We start from the raw sequence: 13601 nt of genomic DNA on the forward strand, positions 1-13601 counted from the left end.
CTGGCCGCCGAGGCCGCTGAGTGGGTTCTGAGGCTGACGCCGCAACAAGCGTTCCGCAAGGCCGGCATGCTGTCCAAACGTTTCTGGCTCAAAAAGCTGTTGCAGAACTTTTGGCCACCTACTTAGACGCTACTATTGATCTTCACGCGACAGGTGTAACATAGGGCGGTGTCACGTCATCGTGAGGAGGTGCGCGATGGAAGGCAACGTTTGGCGTCCGACCCATTTGACGTCGGAGCAGATGGAGGAGCGTCGCCTGGTGGCCGCGACGCTGTTGCGCGAGGGACAGCTCTCGCAGGCCGAGATCGCCCGGCATGTGGGGGTAAGTCGCGCCAGCGTCTGCCGCTGGGCCGCACCCCTCGCCCAGGAGGGCCCGCGCGGTCTGGCAGTGCGCCCCAACTTCGGGCCGCCCGCTCGGCTCGATGAGAAGGCCTGGGCTCGGTTGGGCCGGCTGCTGGATCGGGGTGCCATGGCGGCCGGCTTTGCCACCGAACGGTGGACCCTCACGCGCATTGCCGCTCTCATCGAGCGCGAGTTCGGGGTGCATGATCATCCGCGCTATCTGGAGCGGCCACTGAGGGCACACGGCTTCAGCGTGCAGCGTCCTGCCACAAGGGCGAGGGAGCGCGATGAGCTGGTGATCGCGGTCTGGCCCAAGCGGGACTGGGTGGCGTTGAAAAAAGGCACGTCGGGAGCATCGGACGCTGGTCCTCTGGGACGAGACCGGCCACAGCTTCCGGATCCGGCCGGGCACGACCTGGGCGCGGTGCGGGCTGACCCCGGTGCTCCGTCGGGTGAGCAAGCGACGCGAGGTGTCGAGCATCGTGGCGATTACACCGGACGGACAGCTGTATGCGCGCCATTTCCGCACCTCCATCTCGAGCCGCTGTGTCATTCAGGCCCTGCGGTATGTCCGCCGCAAGATCGGCACGCCGCTGCTGGTGGTGTGGGATCGGCTCAACGCGCACCGCTCCCGAGCAACCGCGGCCTTCATTGCGGCCCACCCGCAGGAGTATGCGGTGGCCTATCTGCCAGCCTATGCCCCCGAGTTGAATCCGGAAGAGCAGTGCAATGCCCTCGTCAAGCGTGCCATGGCAAACGCTCTGCCCGACTCAATCAACGACCTGCATCGGCTCGCCCGTCGTGAGTTCGGCCGGCTGAAGCGTCACCCTGAGATGATCGTCCGCTTCTTCCGCCACGCAGGCCTCTCCGTTACCGGCATCGCGTGAAGATCATTAGTTCGCAGGCATTGGCGATCCGACGAATCGCTTGAGCCTTGTGTGAAGATGTCGTCAGGGCGGGTGAGGGTCAATCATGAACACTCTTTTAGTTCGTGACTGACCCGCAGGTGTTGCATCTAAATGACAGTGCGCCGTGATCCAAGGCGTAAAGTTAACAAATACTTAACAGATACGCTTATCACGGCGTCTGACCGACATAAGTCAGATCAAATCAAAGCTGCCAAATCCCATGCCCTCAATGTTGACTGTCGATAGACAGGCGTTGCCCTACATCCTTCTCTCTCTCGAGAGTAAGGTCGATGTAAGGCCGGTTTTGGAATCCCAGTTCGTGGATCGCGGCATTCAAGTCAGCAATGTCCTTGATTGCTTCGATACCCTTGCTGTCCGTTAGGACAATCCGAAGAAACCGGATGCTCTGGTTGCTGAAGATGTTAGCCACATGGCTTCGGCGCTGGATTTCCTGGTGGAAGATACCGAGCCGCTTTTCCACGTCGTCGGAGAGCTTGGTTGCATCGGGGCCGGAGTATAGCACCTGGTCGCCGTTAACCTGGAGAAAAACAAACTTTCCTTCATCGCCAGTATACGGGACCAGAAGGAGCGACTGGACCGTTTTATTGAGGAGGCCCTCCTGCCATCCGAGGTCGAGCCCCTTAGCGCGCACAGAGATCCGGTTCACGCCTTGCTCGTTGAATTTCACGCGGATCTGTCCGGAACCTTTCCGCTGAGATCGAGGGTTGATGCCTGCCAAGCCAAGATCGGTGAAACAGACATTATCGCCGCACTCCGTTGCTCCCGGCTGTGCCATAACCTCTTCACGGCTCATGTTCTTCCGAACCTGCCCAATGAGCGGTGGATCCCAGTCTGCGGGTTTCTCGAAACTGCATTCGGTGACAGCGGTTAGGCCGTCTGTCTTTGGCGAGAGAAGGAAACGTTCGAGGTCTGCCTGCTTACCGGTAAGATCCTGGAAGCCATTCGGCGATGGACTGACCGTGAGGCCGGCATCTTCCGCGGCCTGTCGGGTTCCTTCGGTCATCTGTAGCGGGAAGATGAGAACCCGAAGCTTTTTGTCGTCGCGCCAAAGATAGCCAAACCTAAACCTGCCTTGGGCTTCGATCTGAGCCAAGTAAAGATTCTTATTGATCTTTTTGAACAGGTATTGATCTGGCCTTTGGGGGTCGCGATAGACTGTCCCGCCATTGGAAACCTTTTCAGGTACTGGGAGCATGGCTAGCTCCTTTTTCCCCATCATTGTGCAGAATGCCTTGCTCGGAAGGCCCACCTCGTCACCGTTTTCGATGACCTTTGTTTTCGACTCAAAGCAGCCAGCGAGGCTGAGGCTTGCGGCACAGACGGTGACCAGGGCAAATAGGCGAGTTTTCGTAAGGTGCATGGTGGAACCTTGGAGGGGATTGCAATGGGTTCTATTCGGTGGCGACCCAGGGTCAGATTAGTAGGGCGTGAAACTGCTTGAGTTCCTCGTCATTGGCGTTTCGAAGGAACTTGAGCCCGCCCTTTGTCGGATATCGGAGGAACTCTCCAGCGGTCGCACCGATATACCCGACGATGTTGCTGCCCTTATACAGGAACACATGGGTGTCTCCGGAGGGCATGGTCGCGAACGGGTAGTGCCATCCGTCAAGGCGATCGTTTGCGAACTGGATGATTGCGCTGACCTGATTTGGGTCAGTGATTTCTCGATCGAGCCGTTTAGGATCGGAGCCTTTATAGGTGACCCCTAACCGATCTGCCGCTGGCAAGGGCTCTACCGTCTCGAACCGACTGCACCCTGCGAGAAGCGGTGCGATGGTCGCCAGGAGGGCTCGTTTTGTAATCATGGGAAGTCTCGGCTGTCGAAGAGCATCGCCAATCAGACCGAGGGAGCTTCGGCGCTGACGGGAAACCCGAGCACGGTGCTCACTTTCGCCCTGAGCGTCTCGGCGCTGAATGGCTTCACAATGTAATTGTCAACGCCGGCCTGCTTGGCAGCAATCACGTTCTCGGGTCTGGCCTCTGCGGTGACCATGATGAAGGGAAGCTTCTGAAGCATGGGGTGCGCCCGGACCTGCTGGATAAGCTCATATCCCGTCATCGGAGCCATGTTCCAATCGGAGATTACCAGCCCGTAGGGCCGCTGATTGAGTTTCTCCAGTGCCTCTCGCCCGTCCCTGGCCTCGTCCACGTCCGTGAATCCGATCCGCCTGAGTAGGTTGCGGACGATTCTGAGCATAGTCTGATAATCGTCGATGATTAGGACCGGAATGGACGTATCGAAGGCCATGATGGTTCTCAGCCGATGCGGGGCGTGTCGCCTGCGGGGTCTGTACGAGCGATCTGTTCAAAAACGGTTGCGATCGGCCACTGCGGCTTTGCGACACTTTGGATATGTCCAACGACGCCGATCGGGCCAAGAGGTGTTCCAATCCAGAGAACATCCTCTGGATGGTAATCGATATGCCGGAACTTGGTCTCGACGACTGCCACCTTCAGGTCCTGAAGAAGAGGCGATTGAGTCTCGATGCGGCGCACTTCGCCCTCCTCTAGAACAGCGAGGGCGTTGAGTTCCGGCAGGGGATGTTCGGTCAGAGAGCAGAGATAGGTCGCTTCACCTGCATCATCCATTTCCCGGTTCAGGCCGTCGAGTTCTTCCCGCCAGTTTTCGCTCGTGACGGTTCGATCATCATCACAGGACTGCACAAAGGCGGCGGCAGCCCCCTCGGCTTCTGTCTTGTCGAAGAACGGCTGGACGGTATCGACCCCTGTCAGGAGCGTCCAAAAGTGGGTGGGCATGGGAGTTGTCCTCGTCACAGAAAGGGCAAGCCGTGGGGCTCGCCTTTAGGCTTCGCCCTTCAGCTTCGGGATGTAGTGAAACGGCTTGGTATCAGCCGCGATGTAGAGGGGATGGCCCGCATTGCCGTTCTTTGTCAGAGCCAGGCACCAGAGCCGATGGCCGTCTTCAATGAGGGCCTGGCATACAGCGTCAGCGTAATGCTGCAGCGAGGGGTGGACGGCGCCGAACCCCATGACGATCATTGAGGCGCGGCTCGCCTGATCCCGGATGGCGGGAAGGTTATGCTCGCTGCAGGGGATGACACCGGGATCACGCAGTCGCTTTTGCTCGGTGACGCAATAGTCCATCACGTTGCATTTGACGTACGAGCTGTAGCCCCAGCGTCGGGTGAAATCCTGCTCCCGCGCCACAGTGGGATCGTCGACCTCATAGCTAGCGACCGACGGGTTCATGCCCACCCACAGAACGAAGGGAGCGTTCGGATCCGCTGTCCAGCGGCGGGTCAGGATAGGCCGGTAGCGGCGGTTCTCGTAGAAGACGGCATCGGCAATGACGCCCTCCTTGAGCCGGAGGCGGCTTTTGCCACCGGCATCATGGAGTTCATCAGGAGAGACAGATTGGGCGACCGGCATTTGAGTTCTGATTTGAGAATTGAACTGCGGTCTTATACCAACCTAGGAGCACGGCTTCAAATGAAGTGATCAGTGGGAACGCCGCGATCGCGCCTACAGCGCTGAATTGTCTATTAAGCCTACTGGCATGCCGCCTGCCGGATCCGGAGCACCGAACTTGACCCTTGTCGAAGGGTTGAGCAAAACTGGACGAACATTTTTCGTCCCGGATTTCAAATGCGTTTTACTGTTTCGACCGTACTGAGCGTTTTGGTACTCACCCATCCTGTTGCCGCAGCCGAGTCTGATGAGAACTACAAGCTGACCTGTAACAGGGAGCTTCGTCCAAACCTAACTTCGAAGGCTGCCAGCGCCCCCTTCACCGTCGAGATCGCTTACACGGAAAGGTTATCTCCCGCCCTGATCCGAAGGATGGGGAAATGATGTCGTTCGACGAGCTTCAGCTGAAGTCAGGGAGCGAAGCAAAAGCTGGCGGCCGAGTGTTCGGCTCAACTTATGACGCGTCGCGGACTTGGGATGGGGAGTATGAATGGGCCTATTCCCGCGGCCTGAATGGCTTTTCGGTTACCCGCCGCGGGAAGAGCTATCTCTGCAAGATGGGTTGAGACACCGGTCGCTGACGCTACCTATGGGCCCGACCTTACCTCCTGACGGATGCTGTCAGCGAGCCTGTCGGTCGGGTGAATGACCTCGGACATTCCTGAGGCGATATTGATCACGACGATCTGCCCGCAGCGGAGGGTGTAGGTGTGGACGGGCCCCTCTCGCTTCAGAAGACGCGGGAAGGCTTTCTCGAAGCGAGTGCCGATCGTGCTGGTTAGGTGCGCGCCCTCTGGCAAGTCCGGCCCCTGAATGATCAGCCCAGGCTCCTGAGCCCAGCGCTCGAGCGTCCTGAAGTCGGTGATTGAGGGCAGATATTCCCGCTCGGCATCAAATGTTGCAACGCATTCGAGCTCCTCGACCGGGAACGCGGCCATGGCCGTCGTCGGGTATTTCGTCACCAGACGGCTGGCGGCCCGCCGCACGCGCTCATAGAAGCTCTCAAGACCCTTCGAGCCGATGGCGTTTCCCTCGTAGTAGCAGAGGATCCGGCCATCCTGCTCCCCTGCCCCGACGATGGCGCTCCCGGCGAGGACGAGGCCGGCGGCAGAGGATCCGGGCTTCGGGGTGTAGACGTTCAAAATCATGGGGCGGCCTTCATGGTGGATGTCATGACAAAGGGCGGCCTGATCGCTCAGACCGCCCTTGGGTTGCTCGGCTATCGCCACTGGTGCTTGCGCTGGCTTTTCCAGCTGCGCTCGTAGTGCCGCGGAATATCCGACCAATAGGTTGGGAGTTCGCGCTGCCTCTTGATGCGACCGAGCGGAACCCCGACGAGGAGAAGATCTTCGCTGTCGGCGTCGTGCCAGGTCATCGTCTGCTTCGTCCGCACAATCCGGATGGTGGAGCCGCGATGGCCGCGGGGCCGACGGATGCCCGGCCAGGGGCCGTTGCGGTAGGCGCCCTCGGGCGAGGCAGGCCGTGCTCTCAGGTTATGGGCGATATCAAGGACGTGATCCCGGGTGATAATATCGCCGAGAGACGTTCGGACGATCAACTGTCCTGCAGGGGCTGCATGGCGGACGCCGTCTATGTCGACACGGGTTTCGTATGAGAAGCGGTCGGTAAGGACCTCGGAGAGGAAGAAGCCTTGTTGGAGCGCCGCTTTGGTGAGGGCCAGAACTGCGGCTTCAAGGGTGTCGTAGGTCCAGACTTCCTGAGCCCGATTGATGATGCGGTACTGAGGCTGGAACCGGGTGGTGCTGTGCACGGGTAGTCTCCGTTAGGGGTGAACCTAACGGAAGCCCGGCATGTGCTCGTGACGGATGAAGCCCATCTGGCTGTCCTTACGCGGCAAGGGCTATCGGTGTAGCGATCATATCGGCGTCGGCAAGAGCCTCGGCCGACCGGAATTCGGCGAGAACTGCTAACGCCTTAGTGCGGGGCACCTCAAAGGAATTCGCGATCCGGAGGGCGAGGAGCGAGAGTACTTTCGACGGCTCCAGTCCGTGAGCGGACAAAACGAAGCGAGTGTCCACGATGCCGAAGCAGATCAGTTCCTTTTCCTGATCCGTGATGAGAATGGTGTCGGCATAGGAGGCAGCGCGAGCAAGTGCGCTCTCAAGAGCGTCGATCGCTCCCAAGATATTGATGCCTGCAGTGACAAAGTCTCTGATGCTGAACATGGCTCGCTTGAAATCTTTCGGGGATTGGCTGAAATTAACCTTCGTTAAAATGCTCTCTTCAGTGATCGTAATGCATGGCTATGATGGTCAAGAGGTCGGGGATTCGGCCGATCTCCTGAGGCACGAGGCTTGTAGGAACCTGACGAAATCCGTCGCTCCTCCGTGAGTGGCGGTTTTGTCGCAGACCTCATTTGTCGTTGGATGCAATGAGAGCGAATGCCTTCACCGGCACACAACGTAGAAACACCGGGAAAGTGCCATGCGTGTGACGGCTTTTTAAATCTTCGCCGGTCTGTGGATTCGGGGGACTTGTACGGATTGATGCCATAATCGTTGTGCCGCTTTGAGAAGAATCAATGCGGTGGCGAGTGCTATTGCTGCGTTCAGGGCTCCGGCCAGAACATCAACGAGGAAGTGGCTGCCGTGTAGCGGCGTGGCTACGAGCATGAGTCCGTTGAGGATGAGACCTGGGTACCGGAGATAGGGAACATGCCAGAGTGCCCAGGCGAGCAGCACCGCGTTGGCAGCATGGAAGCTGGGAAACGTGATCAGGCCTGTCGGTGCAAGGCGGGAGATGTTTAGAATTGAGCCATCGCGGACGCCCATAATCTCCGGCACATGGAGGCTTGCCACTCGCACCGCGATATTCGGATGTTGCGAGGGGTCGATGCCATAAAACTCGTAGGTTCCGAGAGCGGGCAGGATCCATGCGATTGCGTAGGTGACGATGAGGGTCAGCAGGAGAGCAATCGTTGAAACCTGCAGAGCTCGATATCTGCCAAAACCGGCGAGTAGGATAGGAGCCATGATGGATTGGAAGCCGGCCGACATATAGATCCCGTAGGCCATGGCCGACACGACGGGATGGTCGTTGGCCCATCCAAGCATCCCGACCCAGTCGAAGCCGAGGGCTTCATCTCCCTTGGCGAGGAGATCGTCCCAGAATGGTTGTGACCTGGAGAGATAGCTGACCACGTGGCCGAGCTCGCCGAAGGCCAAGGCTGAGAAGGGCACAAGAGCGACTGTGAAATACAATGATGCCATACGGGGCCGGTGCCGGGCCGGGCGGCTGTAGATCATGGTGCCGATGGCGGGGATGAGACCAAGCCCTAGGAGCGCAATCTGAGGTCCAGTGTGGAGCTCCAGCGGAGTTGCGGTTACGACAGTCAGCTTAAAGGCGACCACTGAGAGGCATAGGAACGCGCAGAGCAGCATTCCCGGAATGATCTCCTGGGGCTGTTCGCCCTCCCCTGCTCTAGAGGCAAGATGCGCGGACGATCTCATTACAGACGTCATGACCTATCTCACTGGTCGCGGATGGTGGGGTTGGCCGAAATAAAAAGGACGAGGCGGGATGCGCCTCGCCCAAGCGAGTGGCCTTTGCTTGCAAATATATCTAGGCGGACATCCCGAGCGCACTTATGTAAAGCTCAAGAATTGCCTCTTCTTCCATACGCTCTGAATGATCGCGCTTGCGCATGCTAACCAGTTTTCGGACCACCTTAGCGTCGAATCCAGCCCCCTTCAACTCAGAGTAGACGTCTTTAATGTCTCCGCTAATCCCGGCCTTCTCTTCCTCAAGCCGTTCTATGCGCTCCAGAAACGCCTTAAGCTGGTCGGCGGCCACGGATTCTGTGTTGAAAGCTGCGTCGTCCATTTCACGAATCGTCCTGGTTTGTCGTGTTCGATGGACGAATTATAATGCAGAATTTAAACTAATTAAATCGGATGCAACGCCCTGACCGGAAATGTGACCAGCGTCGTTAATGGGGAAATGGCCTGATCGTCTGGGCAGATGGAGCAGACGCTATCGGCGTGACCGAGCTAGTCCCGAACTGCTGGGAGACCAAAAGCTGGCTCCAGCGCGTCATCATCTGTACCTGGTCGCGTCCCATTAGATCTCCAAGAGCAAGCCCTTCCGCAATGCCTTTGAGATAAGCCTCATTGACCGGGTCACCTCTTCCAGCAGCGGTTTTGCCGAGATCTCCCACAAGCCGAATGATTTTTGCAATCTCATCGCTAATCTGGTTGTTCACGCAGGCACTCTTGGGGCAGGCTTCAAGGCTCGACAGCTTGGGGCAAATCGAGCCTTACCCTTCGGCGAAATTCCTTACCGTTCCGTTCTCCCGGCTCCTATGTCCGGTGATCGCGGAGCATGGGGTCGATAAGGGTGAACGAAGGCTTGAAGCCGCGAAGGTCTAGGCGGCCGCTCGGCACTGTTCCATTTCGTCGAGTTCCTCTCGATCGCCAGTTGGCGCGTCGATCTGTTCAGGCAAAGAGTTCACGAGCTGGGCAAACGCCAGCAGATCCATCTCGGCGGCAGTGAGCAGTTTCGAAAGTGTTTCGGTCGAAGGCCACCGCTCCCGTCCATCGGGGTGCATCCGCTTGGACTTGTTGAGTGAAGTGGCATCCAGCCCTGCCTTTCTCGCTAGGCCGGAAGCGGATAACCCGCTCCGCTCGGCAAGCAAATCGATGGCGTGCCAAAGGTCTCCATGAGCAAACATCAGTTCTATCCGTACGCAATTATCACCAATTCAACGATGGTTTGCGCCTATAGGGTACGAAACTGGCCTGAAGATTGCGCACGGATTACATCATTCGCCGCCTCCTCATAGCGAGGAGTTCAACCTCGAGGTCGAGTTTCCCGGCTTTGACCATGCGGACCAGGGCCCGATAGTACCCGCCCGGGTTCTTGATCCGGCTTTCTCCGCCGTTCTTGGCGAGGTCGTCGTCGTACAGCTGAAGGGTGTAGATCACCGCGATTGCGGCTCTGACGGTGCCGATCCCTTCGACGGCTTCGGCCCAGGCACTCTCGTTGGCGCCCAGCGATGCTCGGAGATAACGCCCGGCCGAGACGATGTCGGCTAGATCCCGTACCGGCTGGCCGTAGTCGCTCAAGGTGGGGCAAGCCTCAAGGATCAATTCCGGTGATAGGTGCTCTGCCGGTTGTTCGGTTGAACGAACCGCCTCAGCTTTCTTCGGAAAGCCCTTGTTACAAGCCTCGGTAGGAGATCCGTTGTTGTTATAAGAATGGCGGCAATCCTTGCCCCCATTGCCAGCATCAAAAAATGCTTTCTCGCAAAGTGTCCTCAGGTCTTTCCACTCGTCGAGAGCGTCCAGCGGCAAGGCTTTCGAGCTGCGCACAGGCGTCCGGGCTTTCAGGGACTTGAGGCGGTCTTCAAGGTCTGAGCGATCCAGATCCGGGTAGTGCTCGGCCAGGGCGCTCAAGGCCTCCTCGGCAGCGCGGCGGGCGATCGTGATCTCGTCGAAGGTGCGCTTGCGGGCTTCGCGAGCCTGCTTCTGCTCAATCAGACGCTCAGCCCACTCCCCTCGTCTGGCATAGACCGGCGTCAGGTCGAAGCCGAACGCATCGACGATCTCGCCTGCCAAGTCTTTGACTGCGAAGCGCTTTCCGTTAGGCGATTCCTTCGGAACGATCAGCTGGAGGTCGATGAGGGTCCGAAAGGCATAGCGGACCGACCGTTCGGATAGACCGGTGCGACCCATAAGATAATCGTTGGACGGCCACACCAGCAGGCGCTCCCATTCCTGTTCGCCCCAGCAGGCAATGAGCTCCGACAGAACCGACCGGGGGCCGTTCCGCAGTTCCAAGGCCTTGGCGGCGTCTCGGGCGGCAGCCGATAGTTCTTTCCGCGTCACCGTGCGCCCGGTTTCGAGCACAAGTTCTCTCGCGGCCAAAGCAGCATGTCTCAGCCGCCGGCCTCCTGACGATGCAAGCTGCATCGTACCCTCCTATGTGAGGGCAAAGCGGGAGCGTTCACCGTAACCGATGCTCTTGACAGTCAGTTTGTCGGGATGGCATAAGGAAGGTGCAAACTTTTCCGAATGCCCACCCCTCGCGGTGGTCTCCAAAGGCCCTCGAAGTGTCCAGCTTCGTGGGCCTTTTGCTTTGCCTGGTTTACGTCACGACATTTCGCTCCTTTTGGGCAAATGTGGCCTCGAGGGCATGAGTGATTGCTTCCTGCCGGTTCCGGAAACGACCGCTCTCGATCGCTTGATCGATCGCGACCCTAAGGGACCCAGGCACCCAAACGTTCATCTCGTGGTCTCCCCGCTCCCGGCGAGACTTACGAAAGCGCTGAACACGTTCGGTATGCTTTGCATCAGGCATGGCATCCACCCATTACACTCGTGCCATCACGAGTGATGCCCGATTCCAATTAGGCTGTGGAGTCGCCTAGCAAGAATCCATTCACAATAGATCGATTCAGCGGTGGGAAACTTCTTTGGCTTGAATCATTTAGCCCGAAAGGCAGAGTCAATTCGAATGTAAAAGCCCGGTTCCGGGTGATTCTCAGTTACGCACTTGATTCGATGTTGCGTAGTATTCGCGCCGAAGTTGGACTCGCGGTCCGGAATTTTGATTCGGGCGCAGGACGGGGTGGATGGTTAAGGACTGTTAACGGAACCATCCTACGGACCGGATATTTGAACTAGATTCTAGGCTGCCATCGGCAGGTCCGTTTTCGTCGGACGGGGCAGTCCCTTGTCCATCCGCCGGCGGATCTCCTGGCGAGTGGAATGCGTCCCGCACGGGAGAACATAAGCATGGTTCCCGTTGTGGCGCATCCGCCGGAACGGCCCCTCCTGAAGGGCTCGGCGAATGTAGTCGGCCTCTGGTTCGCCGAGAGCGCGGGCTGGGGCTCCATGGGAGCGGAGGAACTCATAGGCGTAAGCCGCGCCTCGCTCGCCGTTCCGGAGCTTCGAAAGCGCCCGGGGAGAGACGATCGATCCATCGCGTGTTAGCCAATGCGTCCGAGGAGTCCCGCGCCCGACGTAAATACTTGAAAATGCAACATAAATTTGCCCTATATGCCCGGCGTGAATGAGCGCCCCTGTCGAGGTCGTCCTGGGCATCGGATCGCTATACGAGAGACAGAGATCGTAAAATGGGCGGCGGTCTGCCCGCTGCTTGTCCTGGGTGAGGAGTCGAAGGGCTCTCGATAAGAAGAACGTTTCTCCGTTTCCTCCCACGTGGTCCTTAAGGACAAACCGTCCGAGCTCACAGAACTTCGCGGTGGGGGTTGCGCCATACGCAGCGGCGGCTTTCGGCTGCATAGGAACCGAGAATACCGCGACCCCGACCAAGTCCTGCTGGAAAGGACCAGTCCTCTCGAACAGCCCGTAGGCCGCGATCGCGGCTGGGTAGGATCCAGAATAATAGTGTTGGTGACAAATTCTCGGGCGGCCGCATCTCCGATGGGCTCAACAGAGAACTGGCTGGGATCGATTGGCTCCTGAGAGGGACGATAGAACGCGCGGCGGCTATTCCACCGCATCGACAGGTCGAAGAGCGATAGCTGGGTCATTTCCAAAGATGATTTGAGAGAGGGAGCTTCGAGAGTGGATCAGGGCGGCGCACACCGCGACGGCCGAAGCCGAAAACAGAAAACCCTACGTAGCGGGGGCTATGCTACGCAGGGTTCCCGGAGGACAGGATCAGTTGGGTTGATCCTTGACGCCAGAGGTAGGCTCCGGCCCTTAACAAAAGCTTACCGAGGGGACGGATCCACAGGCAGGAGTTTGAAGGGTCTAATGGCACTATCGGGGATCGGCGCAGCGTATCTCACCTGGCCGGTGATCATGAACACCGAAGCCCAAGGGATTACGCCGGCGGCCCATTCGGCCTGGGAATATCCTTGAGCCAGGATGTCATCGGCCATGGTCTGAGCCTCTTGATCCATATCCGGCAGGAGGTGTGCCGAGTCTATGGCGGAGGCGTCGATCGCAAGAACAATCCAATCGACCGGCCACTCTTCACCGCGATTGCAATCGGCGTAATTCGTTGCAATCCCGACTTCGTCGGTCAGGAAGACCACCGGCACGTCCTTACTCGAATGCATGCTTGGTCTCAGGCCATGGTCTTTGATTTGACCATGAACAGCGGGATCCCAGATACCGTGATTGGCTGTGGCGTGGGGATCGTACCGGTAGAGGGGAGTTGCGTGATAAAGGGTTCGGGGGAGAACAGTTGTCATCAGAAACCCAAAACCCCGCGCAGCGATGGGACAGCTGCACGGGGTTCATTGGATTAAGGTCCACTGAGCGAAGACCTTAATGTCAGGGTGGCAGAGTATGGTTAATGGCTGCTTAAAGCTGATCTAGGCTGCCATTCGCTTAGAAAAGCGGTGCTGCCCTCCGAGCACGTACTCGAGCATGCACTCTGAAGCGACCCAACGGCGGTCGAGGGCCTCAGCAACTGCGGCGGTCGTGAGAGAGCCACCAAAGGGCTCGAACACGAGATCCTTCGGTCGCGTGAGGAACTTGATGAACATCTCAGGCAATGCCGCAGGAAATCTGGCTGGGTGGACCGGAAGACCGGCCGCCTTGACGCTCCGGATGTAGTCAGAATTACTCTCGGTGTTGGCCGCGACGATGAGGTTGCCAGGGATGGCGCCGCCATTGTCATTGCCAAAGGCACCTTCTGCCATCCTGTATCCCGCTGGCCGAGTTGCTGCTTCCTGGCCTCCCCTCTTCAGGACTGCCTTCATGCTGTCAGAATAGGGGACAAGAATCTGACGGTTGTCAGCATATGGATTGTCCGAGGCGGACAACCAGAAGACATTCTCTAAGTAGGTGGCCAAAAGTTCTGCAACAGCTTTTTGAGCCAGAAACGTTTGGACAGCATGCCGGCCTTGCGGAACGCTTGTTGCGGCGTCAGCCTCAGAACCCACTCAGCGGCCTCGGCGGCCAG

General features: G+C 58.3%; 17 protein-coding genes and 2 pseudogenes. 3 read left to right on the top strand and 16 right to left on the bottom strand.

Annotated elements, in window-relative coordinates; all coding sequences use genetic code 11:
- Positions 1–241: 241 nt before the first annotated feature.
- Both OCW50_RS33610 and OCW50_RS31500 read left to right on the top strand, forming a co-directional pair.
- Positions 242–646: pseudogene (locus tag OCW50_RS33610) on the top strand (winged helix-turn-helix domain-containing protein); the annotation flags it as partial.
- A gap of 58 nt (positions 647–704) precedes the next feature.
- The gene (locus tag OCW50_RS31500) at positions 705–1229 is read left to right on the top strand and encodes a transposase (RefSeq protein WP_262267365.1); all 525 of its coding nucleotides are present in this window, start codon (positions 705–707) and stop codon (positions 1227–1229) included.
- Positions 1230–1476: 247 nt separating this feature from the next.
- Here the strand turns inward: OCW50_RS31500 and OCW50_RS31505 are convergent, their stop codons facing one another.
- Genes OCW50_RS31505 through OCW50_RS31525 form a run of 5 tightly spaced genes read right to left on the bottom strand, consistent with a single transcriptional unit; the run spans position 1477 to position 4661 of the window.
- A complete protein-coding gene (locus tag OCW50_RS31505; protein ID WP_262267318.1) occupies positions 1477–2631 on the bottom strand; it encodes a hypothetical protein in 1155 nt (384 codons plus the stop codon).
- 52 nt (positions 2632–2683) lie between these two features.
- On the bottom strand, positions 2684–3076 hold the full coding sequence (locus OCW50_RS31510) for a hypothetical protein (protein ID WP_262267319.1): 393 nt from the start codon (positions 3074–3076) through the stop codon (positions 2684–2686).
- Between the two features lie 32 nt (positions 3077–3108).
- Positions 3109–3519, bottom strand: coding sequence for a response regulator (locus OCW50_RS31515; protein WP_262267320.1), 411 nt, complete (start codon positions 3517–3519; stop codon positions 3109–3111).
- Positions 3520–3527: 8 nt separating this feature from the next.
- Positions 3528–4028, bottom strand: coding sequence for a hypothetical protein (locus tag OCW50_RS31520; protein WP_262267321.1), 501 nt, complete (start codon positions 4026–4028; stop codon positions 3528–3530).
- A 45-nt stretch (positions 4029–4073) separates the two neighbouring features.
- Complete coding sequence (locus OCW50_RS31525; RefSeq protein WP_262267322.1) at positions 4074–4661, bottom strand: DUF1643 domain-containing protein; 588 nt, start codon at positions 4659–4661, stop codon at positions 4074–4076.
- A 419-nt stretch (positions 4662–5080) separates the two neighbouring features.
- Here OCW50_RS31525 and OCW50_RS31530 point away from each other — a divergent pair, with 419 nt between their 5' ends.
- Complete coding sequence (locus OCW50_RS31530) at positions 5081–5266, top strand: hypothetical protein (RefSeq protein ID WP_262267323.1); 186 nt, start codon at positions 5081–5083, stop codon at positions 5264–5266.
- Between the two features lie 21 nt (positions 5267–5287).
- Here OCW50_RS31530 and OCW50_RS31535 read toward each other — a convergent pair whose 3' ends face one another.
- The 11 genes and pseudogenes from OCW50_RS31535 to OCW50_RS31585 form a co-directional block, all read right to left on the bottom strand.
- Positions 5288–5848 (bottom strand): hypothetical protein, encoded by a 561-nt coding sequence (locus OCW50_RS31535; protein ID WP_262267324.1) that lies wholly within the window; start codon positions 5846–5848, stop codon positions 5288–5290.
- Positions 5849–5919: 71 nt separating this feature from the next.
- Positions 5920–6471: a hypothetical protein gene (locus OCW50_RS31540; RefSeq protein ID WP_262267325.1), complete on the bottom strand. Its 552-nt coding sequence runs from the start codon at positions 6469–6471 to the stop codon at positions 5920–5922.
- A gap of 76 nt (positions 6472–6547) precedes the next feature.
- Positions 6548–6886, bottom strand: coding sequence for a hypothetical protein (locus tag OCW50_RS31545; protein ID WP_262267326.1), 339 nt, complete (start codon positions 6884–6886; stop codon positions 6548–6550).
- A 276-nt stretch (positions 6887–7162) separates the two neighbouring features.
- Complete coding sequence (locus OCW50_RS31550; RefSeq protein WP_262300260.1) at positions 7163–8182, bottom strand: phosphatase PAP2 family protein; 1020 nt, start codon at positions 8180–8182, stop codon at positions 7163–7165.
- Between the two features lie 100 nt (positions 8183–8282).
- Positions 8283–8543, bottom strand: a complete 261-nt coding sequence (locus tag OCW50_RS31555; protein ID WP_262300261.1) for a DUF2312 domain-containing protein — start codon at positions 8541–8543, stop codon at positions 8283–8285.
- A 106-nt stretch (positions 8544–8649) separates the two neighbouring features.
- Positions 8650–8922, bottom strand: a complete 273-nt coding sequence (locus tag OCW50_RS31560) for a hypothetical protein (protein ID WP_262267329.1) — start codon at positions 8920–8922, stop codon at positions 8650–8652.
- Between the two features lie 293 nt (positions 8923–9215).
- Positions 9216–9390 (bottom strand): annotated as a pseudogene (locus OCW50_RS31565) (helix-turn-helix transcriptional regulator); the annotation flags it as partial.
- Positions 9391–9475: 85 nt separating this feature from the next.
- Positions 9476–10630, bottom strand: coding sequence for a plasmid replication protein RepC (repC, locus tag OCW50_RS31570; protein WP_262267330.1), 1155 nt, complete (start codon positions 10628–10630; stop codon positions 9476–9478).
- A 717-nt stretch (positions 10631–11347) separates the two neighbouring features.
- Positions 11348–12085 (bottom strand): Mom family adenine methylcarbamoylation protein, encoded by a 738-nt coding sequence (locus OCW50_RS33670; protein ID WP_444547398.1) that lies wholly within the window; start codon positions 12083–12085, stop codon positions 11348–11350.
- 314 nt (positions 12086–12399) lie between these two features.
- Complete coding sequence (locus OCW50_RS31580; RefSeq protein WP_262300262.1) at positions 12400–12750, bottom strand: hypothetical protein; 351 nt, start codon at positions 12748–12750, stop codon at positions 12400–12402.
- Positions 12751–13008: 258 nt separating this feature from the next.
- The gene (locus OCW50_RS31585) at positions 13009–13581 is read right to left on the bottom strand and encodes a DNA methyltransferase (protein WP_262300263.1); all 573 of its coding nucleotides are present in this window, start codon (positions 13579–13581) and stop codon (positions 13009–13011) included.
- Positions 13582–13601 lie beyond the last annotated feature (20 nt).

This window comes from Microvirga sesbaniae, from assembly GCF_025460805.1.
GTDB classification, from domain to species: Bacteria; Pseudomonadota; Alphaproteobacteria; order Rhizobiales; family Beijerinckiaceae; genus Microvirga; species Microvirga sesbaniae.

Bases quoted from the DNA above. Each gene is read 5' to 3' on its own strand.
- OCW50_RS31525 (WP_262267322.1), bottom strand. From the start codon at position 4,661: ATGCCGGTCGCCCAATCTGTCTCTCCTGATGAACTCCATGATGCCGGT.
- OCW50_RS31535 (WP_262267324.1), bottom strand. From the start codon at position 5,848: ATGATTTTGAACGTCTACACCCCGAAGCCCGGATCCTCTGCCGCCGGC.
- OCW50_RS31515 (WP_262267320.1), bottom strand. From the start codon at position 3,519: ATGGCCTTCGATACGTCCATTCCGGTCCTAATCATCGACGATTATCAG.
- OCW50_RS31530 (WP_262267323.1), top strand. From the start codon at position 5,081: ATGATGTCGTTCGACGAGCTTCAGCTGAAGTCAGGGAGCGAAGCAAAA.
- OCW50_RS31505 (WP_262267318.1), bottom strand. From the start codon at position 2,631: ATGCACCTTACGAAAACTCGCCTATTTGCCCTGGTCACCGTCTGTGCC.
- OCW50_RS31545 (WP_262267326.1), bottom strand. From the start codon at position 6,886: ATGTTCAGCATCAGAGACTTTGTCACTGCAGGCATCAATATCTTGGGA.
- OCW50_RS31510 (WP_262267319.1), bottom strand. From the start codon at position 3,076: ATGATTACAAAACGAGCCCTCCTGGCGACCATCGCACCGCTTCTCGCA.
- OCW50_RS31520 (WP_262267321.1), bottom strand. From the start codon at position 4,028: ATGCCCACCCACTTTTGGACGCTCCTGACAGGGGTCGATACCGTCCAG.
- OCW50_RS31580 (WP_262300262.1), bottom strand. From the start codon at position 12,750: ATGCATTCGAGTAAGGACGTGCCGGTGGTCTTCCTGACCGACGAAGTC.
- OCW50_RS31555 (WP_262300261.1), bottom strand. From the start codon at position 8,543: ATGGACGACGCAGCTTTCAACACAGAATCCGTGGCCGCCGACCAGCTT.
- OCW50_RS31550 (WP_262300260.1), bottom strand. From the start codon at position 8,182: ATGACGTCTGTAATGAGATCGTCCGCGCATCTTGCCTCTAGAGCAGGG.
- repC (WP_262267330.1), bottom strand. From the start codon at position 10,630: ATGCAGCTTGCATCGTCAGGAGGCCGGCGGCTGAGACATGCTGCTTTG.